This window comes from Mesorhizobium sp. M0047 (assembly GCF_040323315.1).
Classification (GTDB): domain Bacteria; phylum Pseudomonadota; class Alphaproteobacteria; order Rhizobiales; family Rhizobiaceae; genus Mesorhizobium.
Genome location: NZ_JAMYUW010000006.1, coordinates 164,295 through 180,774, shown reverse-complemented (window position 1 = coordinate 180,774; position 16,480 = coordinate 164,295). Strand labels below are relative to the sequence as shown.

Genomic DNA, 16,480 nt, shown 5'->3' with positions numbered 1-16,480 from the left:
ATCGGTAGTCGATCATGTTTGGTAAAAGAGGCAGCGACGACGGCAACCGGTTCACGCCGGAATTTCGCCCGCCAGCACCAGCGCCTGTTGCGCCGCCGGCTGCAAGTTCCACGGACACGGCGGTTCTGGCCAGGCCTGCGGCTGCGACAAGCTCACCTGTCGCGCCGCCGGCGCGCCGTGCGGTCGAGGCGCCGCCATTGGCGCCTGAGCCGAAGCGGGCACAGCGCGAAAAGAGCGAGACTTATTACGACACCAAGAGCCAGGTCTTCTCCGCGCTTATCGACACCATCGACCTGTCGCAGCTTTCCAAGCTTGATCCTGAAAGCGCGCGCGAGGAAATCCGCGATATCGTCAACGACATCATCGCGATCAAGAATTTCGCGATGACGATCGCCGAGCAGGAGGAACTGCTCGAGGACATCTGCAACGATGTGCTCGGCTATGGGCCGCTCGAGCCGCTGCTCGCCCGCGACGACATCGCCGATATCATGGTCAATGGCTCCAGGAACGTCTACATCGAAGTCAACGGCAAGGTCGAACAGACCGGCGTTCGCTTCCGTGACAACCAGCAGCTGCTCAACATCTGCCAGCGGATCGTCAGCCAGGTTGGCCGTCGTGTCGACGAGTCCAGCCCGATCTGCGACGCCCGCCTTCCCGACGGTTCACGCGTCAACGTCATCGCGCCGCCGCTCTCCATCGACGGTGCCACGCTCACCATCCGCAAATTCAAGAAAGACAAGCTGACGCTCGATCAACTGGTCAAATTCGGCGCGATCTCACCGCAGGGCGCCGAAGTTCTCAAGATCATCAGTCGGGTTCGCTGCAACATCGTCATCTCGGGCGGTACCGGCTCGGGCAAGACGACGCTGCTAAACTGCCTGACCAACTATATCGACCGCGAGGAGCGCGTTATCACCTGCGAGGACTCGGCCGAGCTGCAATTGCAGCAGCCGCACGTCGTGCGCCTTGAAACCCGCCCGCCCAATCTGGAGGGCGAGGGTGAAGTGACGATGCGCGATCTGGTCAAGAACTGCCTGCGCATGCGGCCCGAACGCATCATCGTCGGCGAAGTGCGCGGACCCGAAGTGTTCGACCTTCTGCAGGCGATGAATACCGGCCATGACGGCTCGATGGGAACGATCCACTCGAACAGCCCACGCGAATGCCTGAACCGTATCGAATCCATGATCGCCATGGGCGGCTATTCGCTGCCGCAGAAGACAGTGCGCGAAATCGTCGTCGGCTCCATCGACGTGATCATCCAGGCGGCACGCCTGCGCGACGGATCGCGCCGCATCACCCACATCACCGAGGTGATCGGGATGGAGGGCGACGTCATCATTACTCAGGATATCGTCCTCTACAACATCAAGGGCGAGGACGCCAATGGCAGGCTGCTGGGAGAACATGTATCGACCGGCATCGGTCGTCCGCACTTCTGGGACCGTGCCCGCTACTATGGCGAGGAGCAGCGCCTCGCCATTGCGCTCGAGGCGATGGAGAAACGCGCTGACTGACGCATCTTGGGGCGTAAGGGTTCGAGCCAATGTTTGGATTTGACGGCACAGTACTGGCGTTTGTCGTACTCGCCGGCTTCAGCGCCGGCGCCGTCGCCTATGCATTTCTGTTCACTCGGATCAGTAACGAGAAACAGGTCGGCAAGCGGCTCGAAACGATCAGGACCGCCGAGACGGATCGCTCGGTCGTCAAGGCCTCGCGCGATCGCGCGGCGGAAGCCACCAAGCGGCGCAAGTCGGTTCAGGATTCACTCAACGAGCTCGACGCAAAGCAGAGAACCAAGGACAGCGCCGTCAAGAAACCGCCGCTGAAGGTCCAACTCCGCCAGGCCGGCCTGAAGACCACGGTAGAGCGCTTCTATGTATATTCCGCCGTATGCGGCCTCGTTTTGACCATGGCCGCCTTTGTGGCCGGAGCGCCGAAGCTCGCCTTGCCTGGCGTGCTGCTGGCCGGGGCGCTCGGCCTGCCGCGCTGGTTCGTCTCGTTTCGTCGCGCGCGTCGGGTCAAGGCATTCCTCAACGAATTTCCAAACGCGCTCGACATCATCGTGCGCGCGGTCAAATCCGGCCTGCCGCTGAACGATGCCGTGCGCCTGATCGCCAACGAATCGCCCGAGCCTGTAAAGGCCGAGTTTCGTCGCATCGTCGATTCACAGCAGATGGGCCTCTCGATCCCCGACGCAACCTTGCGCATGCCCGAAACCATGCCTTGCACGGAGGCGGGTTTCTTCGGCATCGTCATCCAGATTCAGTCGCAGGCCGGCGGCAATCTCTCCGAGGCGCTGGGCAATCTTTCGCGCGTGCTTCGCGATCGCAAGAAGATGAAGGCCAAGGTGCAGGCGCTGTCGATGGAAGCCAAGGCGTCCGCCGCGATCATCGGTGCGCTGCCCTTCATCGTCGCCTTTCTCGTCTACCTGTCGAGCCCGGCCTACCTGATGCCGCTTTTCACCACCAGCGTCGGAAATCTGATCCTTGGTTGCGCTGGGGTCTGGATGTCGATCGGCATCCTGGTGATGCGCAAGATGATGAACTTCGAAGTCTAGGATGCTGGCATGACCGAGCAAGTTGTCAAAACCCTGACGGATCCAAGCTTCCTGATCGCGCTGCTGGTCGGAATAGCGGTGTTTGCGACCTTCTTCACCTTGCTGCCGGCGTTCGGCGGAAACCAGCTCAAGTCACGCATGAAAACCGTTGCGCTGGAACGCGACGAATTGCGTGCCAAACAGCGCGCCCGGCTTGCCGTCGAGGCGGATCGCCGTCGCAAGGGCCTGCGCGAGGAACAGTCTGTTGGCATGCGCAACATTGTCGACCGGTTGGATCTGAGGCGCGCGCTCGCCGACGAAGGCACGTTGCAGAAACTTAAAGTGGCCGGGTTTCGGGGCCAGAATCCGCTGACGCGGTTTCTTTTCTTCCGTCTGGTACTTCCTTTTGTCGGCTTTGCGCTGGCCACAATCTACATCTTCGTGCTCGGGGCATTGCCCGACAAGCCATTGGTCATCCGGCTGTTCGTCTGTATCCTCGTTGCGTATGGCGGCTTCTACGCACCGGTCGTCTATGTCAACAACCGTGCCACCAAGCGCAAGCAGTCAATCCAGATGGCATGGCCGGATGGGCTCGATCTGATGCTGATCTGCGTCGAATCGGGCATGTCGGTGGAAGCAGCGCTGCGCAAGGTCGCCGATGAGATCGGCGCGCAATCGGTGCCGCTGGCGGAAGAATTCATCCTCACCAATGCCGAGCTTTCCTATCTGCCGGAGCGCAAGCAGGCCTACGAGAACCTGGCAAGCCGTACCGGCCTGGATTCGGTCAAGTCGGTGTCGCAGGCACTCGTCCAGGCCGAGCGTTACGGCACGCCGGTGGCGCATGCGCTACGCGTGCTTGCCGCCGAAAGTCGCGACATGCGCATGAATGCGGCCGAGAAGAAGGCCGCCGCCTTGCCGCCAAAGCTCACCGTGCCGATGATCCTGTTTTTCCTGCCTGTGCTTTTCGCCATCATTCTGGGCCCCGCCGGCATTCAGGTCAGTCAGCGCGGCATCTTCGGAGATCATCCGGCGCCGGCAGCATCTCAGTAGCAGCGCGGCAAATCCCTGTACGACATGTGAAAAAGCCGCGCTGGATGCAGCGCGGCTTTTTCATTCATTCAAGGTTCTTGCGGATTGCCGTTTCAGTTGGTCGCGGACTTTGACTTGTCCTGATCCTTGAGCTGGCTCCAGGCATTCTGCTGCGCCAGCATCTGCCTGAGATAGGCGACGTTCGCCTGCGCCTGTTCAGGCGAGAGTTCCTGCGAGGCAATCTTCTCGGCTTCGTCGAAACGGCCTTGCAGTCCGACGACCAGCGCCAGGTTCTGGCGGACCCGGCTGTCCGCATTCGGCTGCTGCGCGGCCGAGCGCATATAGGTTTCGGCGGTGCGCAGGTCCCCTTCCAGCACATAGGACATGCCAAGGTTGGAGAGCACCGAAGGCTCGTTCGGCTTGAGTTCGAGCGCCTTGCGGTAAAGCTGGCGCGCATTATCCTTCTGGCCGGTCTGGTCGAGAATGGCCGCTTCGGCCGACACCAGCCTCCAGTCGGGATATTCCGGTGTCTGAGCGCGGCGCACGGCGTCAAGCGCCGCCTCGAACTGGCCGTTGGCCGCCAGCGCCTTGCCATAGGCGGCAAGCACGTCACGATCCTTCGGCAGAGCGATCGCCAGCTTGCGCATCACGGCGAGCGACTGGTCGGCGTCACCATCCATCTGCAGTGCCGCCGCATAATTCGTCGCTATCCGCTTGTCGTTGGGGTTCCTGGCGTAGGATTGGCCAAGGGCGCCGGTGGCATTGTGCAGTTCTCCGGTCGACATGGTTTCCAGCGGTTTGCCTCCGGTGCGCCCGATCGAGCCGGTGGAGAGCTTGTCGGTTCCGCAACCGGCGACGCCCGCCGCGAGCGCCAGCGCAAGGGCCGTGGTGATGAGCCGTTTTCCCCTGGCATTGATCGTGCTGTTGGTCGGCATGGCTACCTAAGCCTCCATTCATGCGCGGCCATTGCGTGGCCGTCTTCCCTCTCGCAGAAATATTCTGTTAACCCTAACGGACAGTTAAGAACGCCGACTCGGGGCGCGCCCACACCAGGAGACCGTCGAATGCCTGTCGAACTCGTCGAGAAGAAATTGCCGGGCGCATTGCCGGTCTATCTGGTCGCCAGCGACGGTCTGGACGCAGCCGGTCTTGCGCCAGCGGCCGTCGCCTGGGCAAGAGCCAATGGCTTTTCCGGCGAGGCAGGCAGGACGCTGGTCGTGCCTGGCGAAAAAGGAGCGCTCGGCGGCGCCCTCTTCGGTATCGGCGATGGCGAAGGCGCGCTCGCCCTGGGCGGGCTGTCGAAAGCCCTTCCGGAAGGCGACTGGCATTTCGCCTCGACGCCGGTCGAGCCGGAACTCGTTGCAATCGCGCTGATGCTCGGCGGCTACGTCTTCACCCGCTATGGCAAGAAACCTGGCAAGGCGCTGCGCTTCGGCCTGCCGGCCGGCGTCGATACCGGGCGGGTTCGCCGTATTGTCGATGGCGTTTTTCTGGCCCGCGATCTGGTCAACACGCCGACCAGCGATATGGGCCCGGAAGACCTGGAGAAGGCGGTGCGGACCCTTGCCGACAGGCACAAGGCCGACGTCTCGGTGGTCAAGGGCGACGATCTTCTCGATCAGAACTTCCCGATGATCCACGCCGTCGGCCGCGCGTCGACCGCCGCGCCGCGCCTGATCGACATGCGTTGGGGGCAGCAAGGCGCGCCGAAGGTGACGCTGGTCGGCAAGGGTGTCTGTTTCGATACTGGCGGTCTCGACATCAAGCCGTCGTCCGGCATGCTTTTGATGAAGAAGGATATGGGCGGTGCCGCCAACGTGCTTGGCCTGGCCTCGATGATCATGGCTGCCGGGCTGGATGTGCGGCTGCGCGTGCTCATTCCGGCGGTAGAGAATTCGATAGCCGGCAACGCGTTCCGGCCCGGCGACGTGCTGTCGAGCCGCAAGGGCATGTCAGTCGAGATCGGCAACACGGACGCCGAGGGGCGGCTGGTGCTCGCCGATGCGCTGGCGCTGGCCGACGAGGAGGAGCCGCAGCTTCTGGTCGACATGGCGACACTGACCGGGGCTGCCCGTGTCGCGCTCGGTCCCGACCTGCCACCATTCTATACCGGCGACGAAACGCTCGCATTCGACCTCGCGGCGGCTTCTGTTGCGGTCGAGGATCCGCTGTGGCGGATGCCATTATGGCGGCCTTACGATTCAAAACTGGCGTCGAAGATCGCCGACATCAACAATGTCACCACGGACGGTTTTGCCGGCTCGATCACGGCGGCACTGTTCCTGAAGCGCTTTGTCGAAAAGAGTGTGGCCTGGGCGCATTTCGACATCTTCGCCTGGAACCCTGCCGATCGCCCGCATGGTCCTGCAGGCGGCGAGGCACAAGGCATCCGAGCTCTGGAGTGGATCATCGCGAAACGTTTTGGCTAACGACGGTCCCGAAAAGTCGGAACCGGCTTTCTGCCAAAATCCTGATTCAGCAGGTTGGAAACTGAAACGGAACCGAAACAATTTGCCGTCATGCTGGCGCGATGTCGATTGCGATGCGCCCGAGCCAGGCCTTGCGACTGTGGCAGCAAGTGATGCTGTCGCAAGTGCGCAACGATGCACCCGATCTGACCATGCGCCAGACCGCGATCCTGTTCACAATCTATCTCGACCCGCCGCCACATACCGTGCGTGGGCTAGCTGCCCGCCTCAACGTCACCAAGCCGGTGATTACGCGCGCGCTTGACACGATGGGCGCATTGAAACTGGTATCGCGCCATCGCGACGAACTCGACAAGCGAAATGTGCTGATCAGACGCACGGTCGAGGGCGCTCTCTTTGTTGAGCGCTTCGGCGATGATATCATCGCCAAGGCCCATGAGTTACCCATCTAATTTCAGAGTTGCCGATTTGACTGCCAGGGATGCCCGCCTTCACGCTTTCCGTTCCGACCTCGCCGATGCACGGCTGAAGGGCGAAGTCGCCGCAGACCGCTTCGTTGCCGGTCGGCCGGCGCGGATCACTGCAGCCGTGGCCGATATCCGCAAGGCGCCGCGGCCGGATGCCGGCGTCAACACGCAAGCCCTGTTCGGCGACGATGTCCTGGTCTTCGAGGTCGCTGAGGGCTGGGCCTGGGTCCAGGCGGAACGTGACGGCTATGTCGGCTATGTCGCCGATACCATGCTGGGCGGGCGGGAACATGCGCCCACGCACATCGTCTCGGCACCACGCACTTTTCTCTATCCTGGACCCGATTTGCGGTTTCCGATCTCAGGACAATTGTCGATGGGATCGACGGTGACAGTGACGGATGCGGCCGAGACACGCGGCACCCACTATGCCGTTCTGCCCTCCGGCGAAGCGTTGATAGCAGGTCATCTGCGGCCTCTCGGTGAAGTGGCCACCGATTACGTTTCGGTGGCTGAGATGTTTCTCGGCACACCCTATCTGTGGGGCGGGGCTTCCGGCTTCGGCATCGATTGTTCGGGCCTGGTGCAACTGGCGATGCGCATGGCCGGCAGGAACGTGCTGCGCGATACCGACATGCAGGCGACGACGCTCGGCGAGCCGCTGGAACCGGGGCCCGCTTTCTCAGGGTTGCGGCGGGGCGACCTGGTGTTTTGGAAGGGCCATGTCGCCGTTATGACCGATGCCGACACCATGATCCACGCCAACGGCCACACCATGCTGGTGTCGCGTGAGGGACTGCGCGACGCCGTCGCCCGCATCGGCTACCTCTATGGCGGTCCGACCGGGTTTCGGCGGCCGTAGGAACGAACGATCCCCTTTTGTTCCGATTCTTCTTGGCGATTGACTGCCGTCGCGCTACCTCTGGCAGGTGACAGAGCAGCCGCGCCTTGCCGAACAGAATGCCACCGTCGCCCTGCCCGAACCATTCATCCGATGGTTTGGCGAAAAGGGCTGGTCGCCGCGCGCCCATCAGATTGAACTTCTGTCGAAGGCCCAGGCCGGACAGTCGGTCCTGCTGATCGCCCCGACTGGCGCCGGCAAGACGCTGGCTGGGTTCCTGCCCTCGCTGACTGAACTTGCGAACCGGCCAAGGCGAAAGCCGGGCCAGGCGCATCGCGGCATCCACACGCTCTATATCTCGCCACTGAAGGCGCTTGCCGTCGATATCGAGCGCAACCTCGGCAAGCCGGTGGAGGAGATCGGGCTGCCCGTCACCATCGAGACGCGCACCGGCGACACCCCCGGGCACAAGCGCCAGCGCCAGAAACTGGTGCCGCCCGATATTCTGCTGACCACGCCCGAGCAACTGGCGCTGCTGATCGCAGCAGGCGATGCAAGGCGCTTCTTTGAGGACCTGCGCTACGTCGTGCTCGACGAATTGCATTCACTGGTGACGTCGAAACGCGGACATCTGCTGGCGCTCGGGCTGGCGCGGTTGCGCAGCTTTGTCCCTGGCCTGCAGACGATCGGGCTGTCGGCGACGGTGGCCGAGCCGGACGAGTTGCGGCGCTGGCTGGTCAGCCAGAATCCACCCAAAGAGTCGACAAGCCCGGGGATGGCCGAATTGATCGTCGTCACGGGCGGTGCGAAGCCGGAGATCTCCATCCTCGATTCGGAAGAGCGCGTGCCGTGGGCGGGGCATTCGGCGCGCTACGCCACGCCGGAGATTTACCGCGAGATCAAGCGCCACAAGACGACCCTGTTGTTCGTCAACACCCGCAGCCAGGCGGAGCTGCTGTTCCAGGAATTGTGGCGGGTCAATGAGGATACCTTGCCGATCGCGTTGCATCACGGCTCGCTCGACGTTGCGCAGCGCCGACGCGTCGAGAAGGCGATGGGCGAGAATGCGCTGCGTGCCATCGTCGCCACCTCGACGCTCGATCTCGGCATCGACTGGGGCGATGTCGACCTGGTCGTGCATGTCGGCGCGCCGAAAGGGGCGAGCCGGTTGGCACAGCGCATCGGCCGTGCCAACCACCGCATGGACGAGCCGTCCAAGGCGATCCTGATCCCGGCCAATCGTTTCGAGGTGCTGGAGTGCCGGGCCGCCCTCGATGCCAATTATCTCGGCGCGCAGGACACGCCGCCGCTGATCGATGGCGGCCTCGATGTGCTGGCCCAGCATGTGCTGGGCTGCGCCTGCGGCGCGCCATTCCGTGCCGATGATCTGTTCGAGGAAGTGCGAACAGCCGCGCCCTATGTCAGCCTCGATCGGTCGACATTCGATCGTGTCGTGGATTTCGTCGCCACCGGCGGCTATGCGCTGAAGAATTATGAGCGCTATGCCCGCATCCGGCTAAACAAGGATGGGTTGTGGCGCGTGTCCAATCCGCGCATTGCCCAGCAATACAGGTTGAATGTCGGCACCATCATCGAGGTGCCGGCCCTCAACGTGCGTTACATCAAGGCCGGCAGCAAAGGCGCGGCTTCGCGCGGCGGCCGGGTTCTCGGCAAGATCGAGGAAGCCTTCCTCGAAACGCTGACGCATGGCGACACGTTCATGTTTGCCGGCAAGGTGCTGCGCTTCGAAGGCATTCGCGAGAATGAATGCTTCGTGTCGAACGCGCCGGGCAGCGATGCCAAGGTGCCCTATTATGGCGGCGGCAAGTTCCCGCTTTCGACCTATCTCGCCGAACAGGTCCGCATCATGCTGGACGACCCGCAGCGCTGGAAGAAGCTGCCCGAGCAGGTCGCCGACTGGCTGCGGTTCCAGGCCGACAAATCGGTGCTGCCCAAACGCGATGACCTGCTGATCGAGACCTTTCCACGAGGCAATCGCCATTATCTCGTGGCCTACCCGTTCGAGGGCAGGCTAGCGCACCAGACGCTCGGCATGCTGCTCACCCGCCGCCTCGACAGGACGGGAGCCAGGCCGCTCGGCTTTGTCGCCACCGACTATGCACTGGCGATATGGTCACTGGGCGACATGGGCACGATGTTCAAAGCTCGGAAGCCTTCGCTCAGTGCACTTTTCGACCAGGACATGCTTGGCGACGACCTCGAAGCCTGGCTGGCCGACAGCTGGCTTCTCAAGCGCACCTTCCGCAACTGCGCGCTGATTTCGGGATTGATCGAAAAACGCCATCCGGGGCAGGAAAAGAGCGGCCGCCAGGTCACCGTGTCGACCGATCTCATTTACGATGTGCTGCGCAGCCATGAGCCGGACCACATCCTGCTGCAGGCGACACGTGCGGATGCGGCGACCGGTCTGCTCGATGTCAGCAGACTTGCCGACATGCTCTCGCGCATCCAGGGTCGAATCGTGCATAAGGCGCTTGAACAGATTTCGCCGCTTGCCGTGCCGATCATGCTTGAGATCGGCAAGATGCCGGTGAACGGCGAGGCTGATGAAACGCTGCTTATGGATGCGGCGACATTGGTCGAGGAGGCAATGGGGCCGGGGATGGTCGAGGAATGAATTTTTCGCTGGCGCGCACATCGCTGATCGGCGAGGCCGACCTTGTCGGCATCGCCGGCGAGCGCGCCGTCTGCGATCCGCGCGGTGTGCTCTATTTTCCCGAGTTCAGGCTTCTGGCCGTGTCCGACCTGCATCTGGAAAAGGGTTCGTCGCTGGCAAGGCGCGGCACGCTGATTCCGCCTTACGACACCGGTGCAACCTTGCTGAGACTGCAGGCCGTGATCGCTGACTATCAGCCATCCATGGTCATCAGCCTGGGCGATAGTTTTCACGATGGCGGCGGCGCCGGACGCATGCATGCGAGCTTTCGCGAGCGGCTGGAGGCGCTGATGTCAGGCCGCGACTGGTTCTGGGTTGCCGGCAATCACGATCCGGAAGCACCCGGCGACCTGCCGGGCGAAACGGTGCGCGAACTCGCCATAGGCTCGCTGCTGTTCCGGCATGAGCCATCGAAGGTGCGCGTCGAGGGCGAAATAGCAGGACATCTGCATCCCTGCGCCCGCATCGTGCAACAGGGCCGCTCGGTGCGGCGGCGCTGCTTCGCTGGCGACGGCGGCCGCATGATCATGCCGGCCTTCGGCGCCTATACCGGCTCCCTCAACGTGCTCGACCGCGCCTATGCCGGGCTGTTCCGGCTGGATACTTTGATGGCCTACATGCTCGGCGCGGACCGCATTTTTGCGATATCCCGCTCGATGTTGCGGCCGGGCTGAGATTAACGTCCGTAGTACAGGGTAACCGTGTGCTTCGCCTCGGCGAAGAACAGCCAGCGCTCGACCAGCATGCCGGCGAATTGTGCCATCGCGGCGATCACCGAAACCACCGCCACGAACGGCCATGGCAAGGAAAAAGCGGCGACCAACAGTAAGACGGGCAGTGCGAAGGCCAGGAGTTGCGTGATCTGGCGCAGCCGCGCGCTGTGTTTGCGTGCGATGCGAAAACCCATTTCCTTGAGCAGGTAGTTTTCCTCGGTATGCGGCCATTCCAGCGACCGCACCGTGCCGCCGGCCAGCCCCGTCGCGGTGTTGGCGTTGGTTGCGATCTCCAGCCGGTCATTGTAGCGCCAGGTCGCCAGCTTCCAGCCCCAGCCGAGCATGGTTAGCAGCAGGCAAGCCGCCAGGAGCACCTTCGAACCAAGCGCAAATCCCTGCAACAGCGCGTTCATCAGCACACTGCCGGTCATTGCCGAAAAAATGAGGTAGCCGGGCAGGGTGAAGCGGCTGTGCCACTGGGCGATCGGTTTCAGCGACGCGTATATCATGCCGGTCGTGCAGACGGTGACCACGGCACCGCAGGTGGCCAACAACCCGGCAATGGCCACCCAGCCATTGGTCCGGCCAAAAAATATCCAGCCGATACCGAACAGGCCCGCCGGGATGAAGGTGATGACCGAGGCGACGCCTTCGCGCGACAGCCACGAGCTGCGCCATTGCGAGAAGGCCCGCCAAGCCCGTTCGGGTCTGCCGAGGTGGCCGGTCGAGGACAACAGCCCGGCCGCGATCAGCCCGAGTGCCAGGCCCATGCCGATGAAGCCCAGCCAGAAGTCAGGCGGAATGATCTGGAATCCTCCGAGCACGCCAAGCAGCGCCAGCAATCCATAGCCGGCGCCGGTGGCGGTGGTGAAGAAGACGACGGAGAAAGCTGGATGCATGGTCAGTTCGAAAGCATGCGGTCGACCCAGCCAAGAAAACCGCCTTCGGCCCGCACCGGTTCGAGGGCCGGCGCGGCCACCGATGCGGCGCGCTTGGTATGGGCGCGCGGCGGCAGGTATTTGTTGGTCGGGCGATAGCCGAGCTCCGGCATCAGATCGACGCCGCCGCGCTCCGCCACCAGTTGCGAGACAGCCGACAGGGGATCACCCAGGTCGCCAAAATGCCGAGCGCTGGTCGGGCAAGCTGCGACGCAGGCCGGCACGCGGTCTTCTTCGGCCAGATTGTCATTGTAGATGCGGTCGACGCACAGCGTGCACTTCTTCATCACCCCGACATCGGTGTCGAATTCGCGCGCCCCATAGGGGCAGGCCCAGCTGCACAATTTACAGCCGATGCACTTGTCCTCGTCGACCAGCACGATGCCGTCCGAGGCCCGCTTGTAGGAGGCGCCGGTCGGGCAGACGGTGACGCAGGCCGGCGTCTCGCAATGCAGGCAGGAGCGCGGGAAGTTGACCGTGCGCCCGCCCATCTCGGTGGTGTGCTCGTAGCTGTGAACACGGTTGAACCAGACGCCGTCGACATGGCCACCATAGGGATCGATGTCGGTCAGCGGCGCCATGTGGCCGCCGGTGTTCCACTCCTTGCAGGCGGTGACGCAGGCCTGGCAGCCGACGCAGGTGTCGAGATCGATGACTAGCCCTAGTTTCTTGCCGCTCTGACTTGGCAGACAGGTCATTCGGCCGCCTCTCTTGCCCTGCGGAACTCAGCGCCGAAGGTCAGCTTGTCGGGCGAGGGTTCGAAATGCGGTGGCTGCTGAAAACGCTCGAACTGCGGCTCGGTGAAGCCGGCTTCCTCGGCCGCGCATTTGACGACGCGCACGCGCAGATCGAACCACGCCGCCTGTCCGGTGACAGGATCGGAGTTCGAATAGCGTTTGCCCTGAGCATCGGCGGAAGTCTGGTCGCCGATGATATGGTTGAGCAGGAAGCCACGATTGGATTCGGCCGCGTCGTCCTTCAGCCCCCAGCTGCCGCGCCGCTTGCCGATGGCGTTCCAGGTCCAGACCGTGCTTTCGTTCACCCCGTCGATCAGCTTGATCTGCCCCTTCACTCTGCCATTGATGCTTTCGATCCACACCCAGTCGTCATCGACAAGGCCTAGATCTGCTGCCGTCCGCTGATGCACGAACAGCCGGTTCTGGCTGGTGATCTGTCTCAGCCACGCATTCTGCGACCCCCACGAGTGGTACATGTGCATGGGCCGCTGCGTCAGCGCGTGCAGCGGATATTTTTCGAGGTCGATGGCTGCTTCCTCGAAGGGCATGTACCAGAAGGGCAGCGGGTCCATGAAGGTCTCGATGCGCTGGCGATCGCCCTCCGGCGGCAAGACGCGGCCATGGCCGCGTGAGGCCAGGCGGAAGCGCTGCATCGGCTCGCAATAGAGCTGAAAGATGATCGGCTCCGCGTTGGGGATGAAGCCCATCTGCTCCGCGAAGTCGAGATAGGAGCGATTGGCCATCTTGTAGTAACGTTGGTCATCCGCGAAATCGTGATGCCAGAAGCCGCCATTGTCGATGTAGCGTTGCAATTGGTCCGGGTTGGCCTCGCCTCTGCCGATCGAGGTCCCATCCTTGCCGCGCCAGCCGGCAAGCGGGCCGATGCCTGATGTGCGCTCATGGTTGACGATGTAGTCGGCATAGTCGCGGTACTTGGCCGTGCCGTCCTCGTCGACAAACCCTGGCAATCCAAGCCGCGCGCCGAGTTCGATCAGCACCGACTGGAACGGCCGGACATCACGGTCCGGTTCGACGACGGGATGGCGAATAGCGTCGCCCGGGCCATCGGCGTGGCTGATCGGCCGGTCGAGCAGGCTGATGCAGTCATGCCGCTCGAGATAGGTCGTATCCGGCAGGACGAGGTCGGCGAACGGCACGGTCTCGGAATAATAGGCGTCGGAATAGATGATGAAGGGGATCCTGTATTTTCCCGCGTCATCATGGTCGGTCAGCATGGCGATGGTCTCGACGGTGTTCATCGAGGAATTCCAAGCCATGTTGGACATATACATCATCAGCGTGTCGATCGGGTAAGGGTCACCGGCCCAGGCGTTGCGGATGACGGTGTGCATCAGGCCGTGCGCGGCCAGCGGCGCATCCCAGGAATAGGCCTTGTCGATGCGAAGAGGTGCGCCGGCCTCGTCGACCAGCAGGTCGTCCGGCCCGCAGACGAAACCGAGCGGCATGCCTTCAAGCGGCGTCATCGGCTTGACGGTCTTGCCGGCCGGCTTCGGACCGGGCGGCGCAGATCGGGGGTAGGGCGGCTTGAAGCGGAAACCGCCCGGCACATCCACCGTGCCCAGCAGCACCTGAAGCAAATGGAGGGCGCGGCAGGTATGAAAACCGTTCGAATGGGCCGAGATGCCGCGCATGGCGTGCATCGAAACAGGTCGCCCCTTGATCGTCTCGTGCCGACGCCCGGCCCAGTCGGTCCAGGCGATCGGCAGTTCGATCGTCTGTTCGAAGGCGACGTGCGCGAGTTCGGCGGCGATCCTGCGGATCGTATCGGCGGCAATGCCGCAGCGCTCGGCGACCGCGTCCGGTGCATAGCTCTCATCGAGGTAGCGGTCGGCGATCAACTGGAACACCGGAACGCAGTGGCGTCCGTCGATCGTGAAGCTGCCGGTCAGCGCCGGTTTCGCGCTGGCATCGGTGGCGCTGATCGGTATCTTCGCCATCCTGTCCCAGGCCAGCGGATTGCCCTCGCCGTCACGGACGAACAGCCCGTCATCGGCCGCACCCGGCTCCTGGACGACGAGGACGTGAGCGTTGGTGTAGCGCAGCAAATAGTCGAGATCGACGCGGCCCGCCCTGAGCAATTCATGGATAAGCGCGAACACGAACAGTCCGTCGGTGCCGGGCCGGATGCCGATCCAGTCATCGGCGATCGCATTGTAGCCGGTCCGGCACGGATTGATCGAGACGACTTTGGCGCCGCGCGCCTTGAGCTTGCCGAGACCGATCTTGATCGGGTTGGAATCATGGTCCTCGGCAACGCCGAACAGCATGAAATATCGGGTGTTGTCCCAGTCCGGTTCGCCGAACTCCCAGAACGAGCCGCCGATCGTGTAAAGGCCGCCCGCCGCCATGTTGACCGAACAGAAGCCGCCATGGGCGGCGAAGTTCGGAGTGCCGAACTGGCTTGCCCACCAGCCGGTCAAGGATTGGGATTGGTCGCGGCCCGTGAAGAAGGCCAGTTTCTTGGGGTCGGTCCGGCGGATGTTCGACAGCCGCTCCGTCGCGATCGAAAACGCCTCTTCCCACTCGATTTCCCGGAACTCGCCAGAGCCGCGCGGACCGGTGCGCAGCAATGGCTTCCTCAGCCTTGCCGGGCTGTAGTGCTGCATGATACCGGAGCTGCCCTTGCCGCAGATCACGCCGCGATTGACCGGATGGTCCTTGTTGCCGTTGATGTAGCGGACCTTGCCATCCTTGATGTGCACGTCGATGCCACAGCGGCAGGCGCACATGTAGCAGGTCGTCTTGGCGATGCTGTCGGAGACATCAGGCGAGGTGTCGACACCATCGCCTTCATCCGGTGCGCGCGTGTCGGCAAGCGGGCGTTGCGATGGTGCCGAATTCGCGCCGCGCGGCGGTCTGTGCATCATGATCCGGGGGTGCCTGTACGGCCAACGGATTTGGCACGTGTCCTCGGTCCGGGGCCGCGCATGTAGTGCTCTTCCGGATGATAGCGATCGCCCGCCAACCGTCGCCTTATGCCGCGGGTCCAATGCGCAAACAGGGATCTGAACCGCTCGATCATTCTGCTCTCTGCGATATCTCGGCGAATTTGTTCTAAACTCCCCAGAAAACTTAGAATAGAGGCATCGATCTGTCTAATTAGTTGTTCTTGTAAATTCGATCGATATTGGTTCTTAATGCGCTCATGACCCTGGACCAGTTGCGGATTTTCGTCGCCGTCGCCGAGCGCGGCCATATGACCAAGGCGGCGGAACTGCTGGGCATTTCGCAGTCGGCAGCATCGGCCGCCATCCGGGCGCTTGAAGAACAGCATGGCGTTCATCTGTTCAACCGGGTTGGCCGCAACATCGAGCTTGCCCAGACCGGACACCGGTTCCTGCCCGAAGCCAAGGCAGTGCTCGAACGGGCGGCTGCCGCGCGCAATGTACTGGAGCATGTCTCGCAGACGGTCACCGGCAGCCTCTCGATCGCCGCCAGCCAGACCATCGCCAGTTATTGGCTGCCGCGCCGGCTGGCGTCCTTCCATGAAGCCTATCCGGCCGTCAGGCTGAGCGTCACCATCGGCAACACCAGGCAGGTCGAGGCCAATGTCCTTGATGGTGCGGCCGATCTCGGCCTGGTCGAGGGGCGCACCGAGTCCGACATATTGCGCCGCGCCAAGGTCGACGTCGACAGGCTCATGCTGGTGGTTGCCAGCTCGCATCCGGAGATCGCCGAGATTGCGCCCGGCCACCCCGACATCAAGGGCCTGCGCTGGATCATCCGCGAGGGCGGCTCGGGCACGCGCGAAGTGCTGGAGGATCTGGCGCGTCGCGAAGGAATTTCGCTCGCCGATTTACAGATATTCCTGGTGCTGCCGAGCAATGAAGCGATTCGCCAGGCGGTCGAGGCGGGGGCCGGCGCCACCATCATTTCGGAGCTTGTCGTGGCCCGTGCAGTGGCCGAAGGCAGTCTCAGGTCCGTGCCGCTCGAATTGCCGAAGCGCGACTTCGCCATGATCACGCATCGCGATCGCCAGGCAAGCCTTGCCCAGATGGCGCTGAAGGCGCACCTCGGCGGCAAGGCGGATGCTGCGTCAATCCCGCTGAGTCCGTCGAAATGACCCAAGTTGGACCATCGCAAGCGCTG

13 protein-coding genes are annotated in these 16,480 nt (G+C 63.0%); 9 read left to right on the top strand and 4 right to left on the bottom strand.

Going from position 1 to position 16,480, the window contains the following annotated elements; all coding sequences use genetic code 11:
• Positions 1-14: 14 nt before the first annotated feature.
• From NKJ89_RS08095 to NKJ89_RS08085, 3 genes are read left to right on the top strand one after another with little or no spacing between them, the layout of a single operon-like run.
• Positions 15-1,517 (top strand): TadA family conjugal transfer-associated ATPase, encoded by a 1,503-nt coding sequence (locus NKJ89_RS08095; RefSeq protein WP_352601388.1) that lies wholly within the window; start codon positions 15-17, stop codon positions 1,515-1,517.
• 29 nt (positions 1,518-1,546) lie between these two features.
• Positions 1,547-2,560: a type II secretion system F family protein gene (locus NKJ89_RS08090; RefSeq protein WP_023758083.1), complete on the top strand. Its 1,014-nt coding sequence runs from the start codon at positions 1,547-1,549 to the stop codon at positions 2,558-2,560.
• A 9-nt stretch (positions 2,561-2,569) separates the two neighbouring features.
• Positions 2,570-3,589, top strand: a complete 1,020-nt coding sequence (locus tag NKJ89_RS08085) for a type II secretion system F family protein (protein WP_352601386.1) — start codon at positions 2,570-2,572, stop codon at positions 3,587-3,589.
• 92 nt (positions 3,590-3,681) lie between these two features.
• On the opposite strand, the gene NKJ89_RS08080 is transcribed toward NKJ89_RS08085, so the two are convergent.
• Positions 3,682-4,503 carry a tetratricopeptide repeat protein gene (locus tag NKJ89_RS08080; protein ID WP_352601384.1) on the bottom strand — a complete coding sequence of 274 codons (822 nt, stop codon included), beginning with the start codon at positions 4,501-4,503 and terminating at the stop codon, positions 3,682-3,684.
• Between the two features lie 129 nt (positions 4,504-4,632).
• Here NKJ89_RS08080 and NKJ89_RS08075 point away from each other — a divergent pair, with 129 nt between their 5' ends.
• The 5 genes from NKJ89_RS08075 (at position 4,633) to pdeM (ending at position 10,656) form a co-directional block, all read left to right on the top strand.
• Positions 4,633-5,997 (top strand): leucyl aminopeptidase family protein, encoded by a 1,365-nt coding sequence (locus NKJ89_RS08075; protein ID WP_352601382.1) that lies wholly within the window; start codon positions 4,633-4,635, stop codon positions 5,995-5,997.
• A gap of 101 nt (positions 5,998-6,098) precedes the next feature.
• The gene (locus NKJ89_RS08070) at positions 6,099-6,449 is read left to right on the top strand and encodes a MarR family winged helix-turn-helix transcriptional regulator (protein WP_023758079.1); all 351 of its coding nucleotides are present in this window, start codon (positions 6,099-6,101) and stop codon (positions 6,447-6,449) included.
• Positions 6,433-7,326, top strand: coding sequence for a C40 family peptidase (locus NKJ89_RS08065; protein ID WP_352601381.1), 894 nt, complete (start codon positions 6,433-6,435; stop codon positions 7,324-7,326). The genes NKJ89_RS08070 and NKJ89_RS08065 overlap by 17 nt, the downstream gene beginning before the upstream one ends.
• A 67-nt stretch (positions 7,327-7,393) precedes the next feature.
• The gene (locus NKJ89_RS08060; RefSeq protein ID WP_352601379.1) at positions 7,394-9,943 is read left to right on the top strand and encodes a ligase-associated DNA damage response DEXH box helicase; all 2,550 of its coding nucleotides are present in this window, start codon (positions 7,394-7,396) and stop codon (positions 9,941-9,943) included.
• Complete coding sequence (gene pdeM, locus NKJ89_RS08055) at positions 9,940-10,656, top strand: ligase-associated DNA damage response endonuclease PdeM (RefSeq protein WP_352601377.1); 717 nt, start codon at positions 9,940-9,942, stop codon at positions 10,654-10,656. The genes NKJ89_RS08060 and pdeM overlap by 4 nt, the downstream gene beginning before the upstream one ends.
• Before the next feature lie 2 nt (positions 10,657-10,658).
• On the opposite strand, the gene NKJ89_RS08050 is transcribed toward pdeM, so the two are convergent.
• Genes NKJ89_RS08050 through NKJ89_RS08040 form a run of 3 tightly spaced genes read right to left on the bottom strand, consistent with a single transcriptional unit; the run spans position 10,659 to position 15,258 of the window.
• Positions 10,659-11,594, bottom strand: coding sequence for a dimethyl sulfoxide reductase anchor subunit family protein (locus NKJ89_RS08050; RefSeq protein WP_352601375.1), 936 nt, complete (start codon positions 11,592-11,594; stop codon positions 10,659-10,661).
• Positions 11,595-11,596: 2 nt separating this feature from the next.
• The gene (locus tag NKJ89_RS08045; RefSeq protein WP_352601373.1) at positions 11,597-12,331 is read right to left on the bottom strand and encodes a 4Fe-4S dicluster domain-containing protein; all 735 of its coding nucleotides are present in this window, start codon (positions 12,329-12,331) and stop codon (positions 11,597-11,599) included.
• Positions 12,328-15,258 carry a molybdopterin oxidoreductase family protein gene (locus NKJ89_RS08040; protein ID WP_352601371.1) on the bottom strand — a complete coding sequence of 977 codons (2,931 nt, stop codon included), beginning with the start codon at positions 15,256-15,258 and terminating at the stop codon, positions 12,328-12,330. Before NKJ89_RS08040 ends, NKJ89_RS08045 begins: the two co-directional genes overlap by 4 nt.
• A 278-nt stretch (positions 15,259-15,536) precedes the next feature.
• On the opposite strand from NKJ89_RS08040, the gene NKJ89_RS08035 reads away from it, so the two are divergent.
• Positions 15,537-16,454 carry a LysR substrate-binding domain-containing protein gene (locus NKJ89_RS08035; protein WP_352601369.1) on the top strand — a complete coding sequence of 306 codons (918 nt, stop codon included), beginning with the start codon at positions 15,537-15,539 and terminating at the stop codon, positions 16,452-16,454.
• The last annotated feature ends 26 nt before the right edge of the window (positions 16,455-16,480 follow it).

What these genes read in the sequence shown, in the direction of transcription:
- pdeM (WP_352601377.1), top strand. Translation starts at nt 9,940, where the DNA reads ATGAATTTTTCGCTGGCGCGCACATCGCTGATCGGCGAGGCCGACCTT.
- NKJ89_RS08075 (WP_352601382.1), top strand. Translation starts at nt 4,633, where the DNA reads ATGCCTGTCGAACTCGTCGAGAAGAAATTGCCGGGCGCATTGCCGGTC.
- NKJ89_RS08040 (WP_352601371.1), bottom strand. Translation starts at nt 15,258, where the DNA reads ATGATGCACAGACCGCCGCGCGGCGCGAATTCGGCACCATCGCAACGC.
- NKJ89_RS08050 (WP_352601375.1), bottom strand. Translation starts at nt 11,594, where the DNA reads ATGCATCCAGCTTTCTCCGTCGTCTTCTTCACCACCGCCACCGGCGCC.
- NKJ89_RS08070 (WP_023758079.1), top strand. Translation starts at nt 6,099, where the DNA reads ATGTCGATTGCGATGCGCCCGAGCCAGGCCTTGCGACTGTGGCAGCAA.
- NKJ89_RS08065 (WP_352601381.1), top strand. Translation starts at nt 6,433, where the DNA reads ATGAGTTACCCATCTAATTTCAGAGTTGCCGATTTGACTGCCAGGGAT.
- NKJ89_RS08095 (WP_352601388.1), top strand. Translation starts at nt 15, where the DNA reads ATGTTTGGTAAAAGAGGCAGCGACGACGGCAACCGGTTCACGCCGGAA.
- NKJ89_RS08045 (WP_352601373.1), bottom strand. Translation starts at nt 12,331, where the DNA reads ATGACCTGTCTGCCAAGTCAGAGCGGCAAGAAACTAGGGCTAGTCATC.
- NKJ89_RS08085 (WP_352601386.1), top strand. Translation starts at nt 2,570, where the DNA reads ATGACCGAGCAAGTTGTCAAAACCCTGACGGATCCAAGCTTCCTGATC.
- NKJ89_RS08090 (WP_023758083.1), top strand. Translation starts at nt 1,547, where the DNA reads ATGTTTGGATTTGACGGCACAGTACTGGCGTTTGTCGTACTCGCCGGC.
- NKJ89_RS08035 (WP_352601369.1), top strand. Translation starts at nt 15,537, where the DNA reads ATGACCCTGGACCAGTTGCGGATTTTCGTCGCCGTCGCCGAGCGCGGC.
- NKJ89_RS08080 (WP_352601384.1), bottom strand. Translation starts at nt 4,503, where the DNA reads ATGCCGACCAACAGCACGATCAATGCCAGGGGAAAACGGCTCATCACC.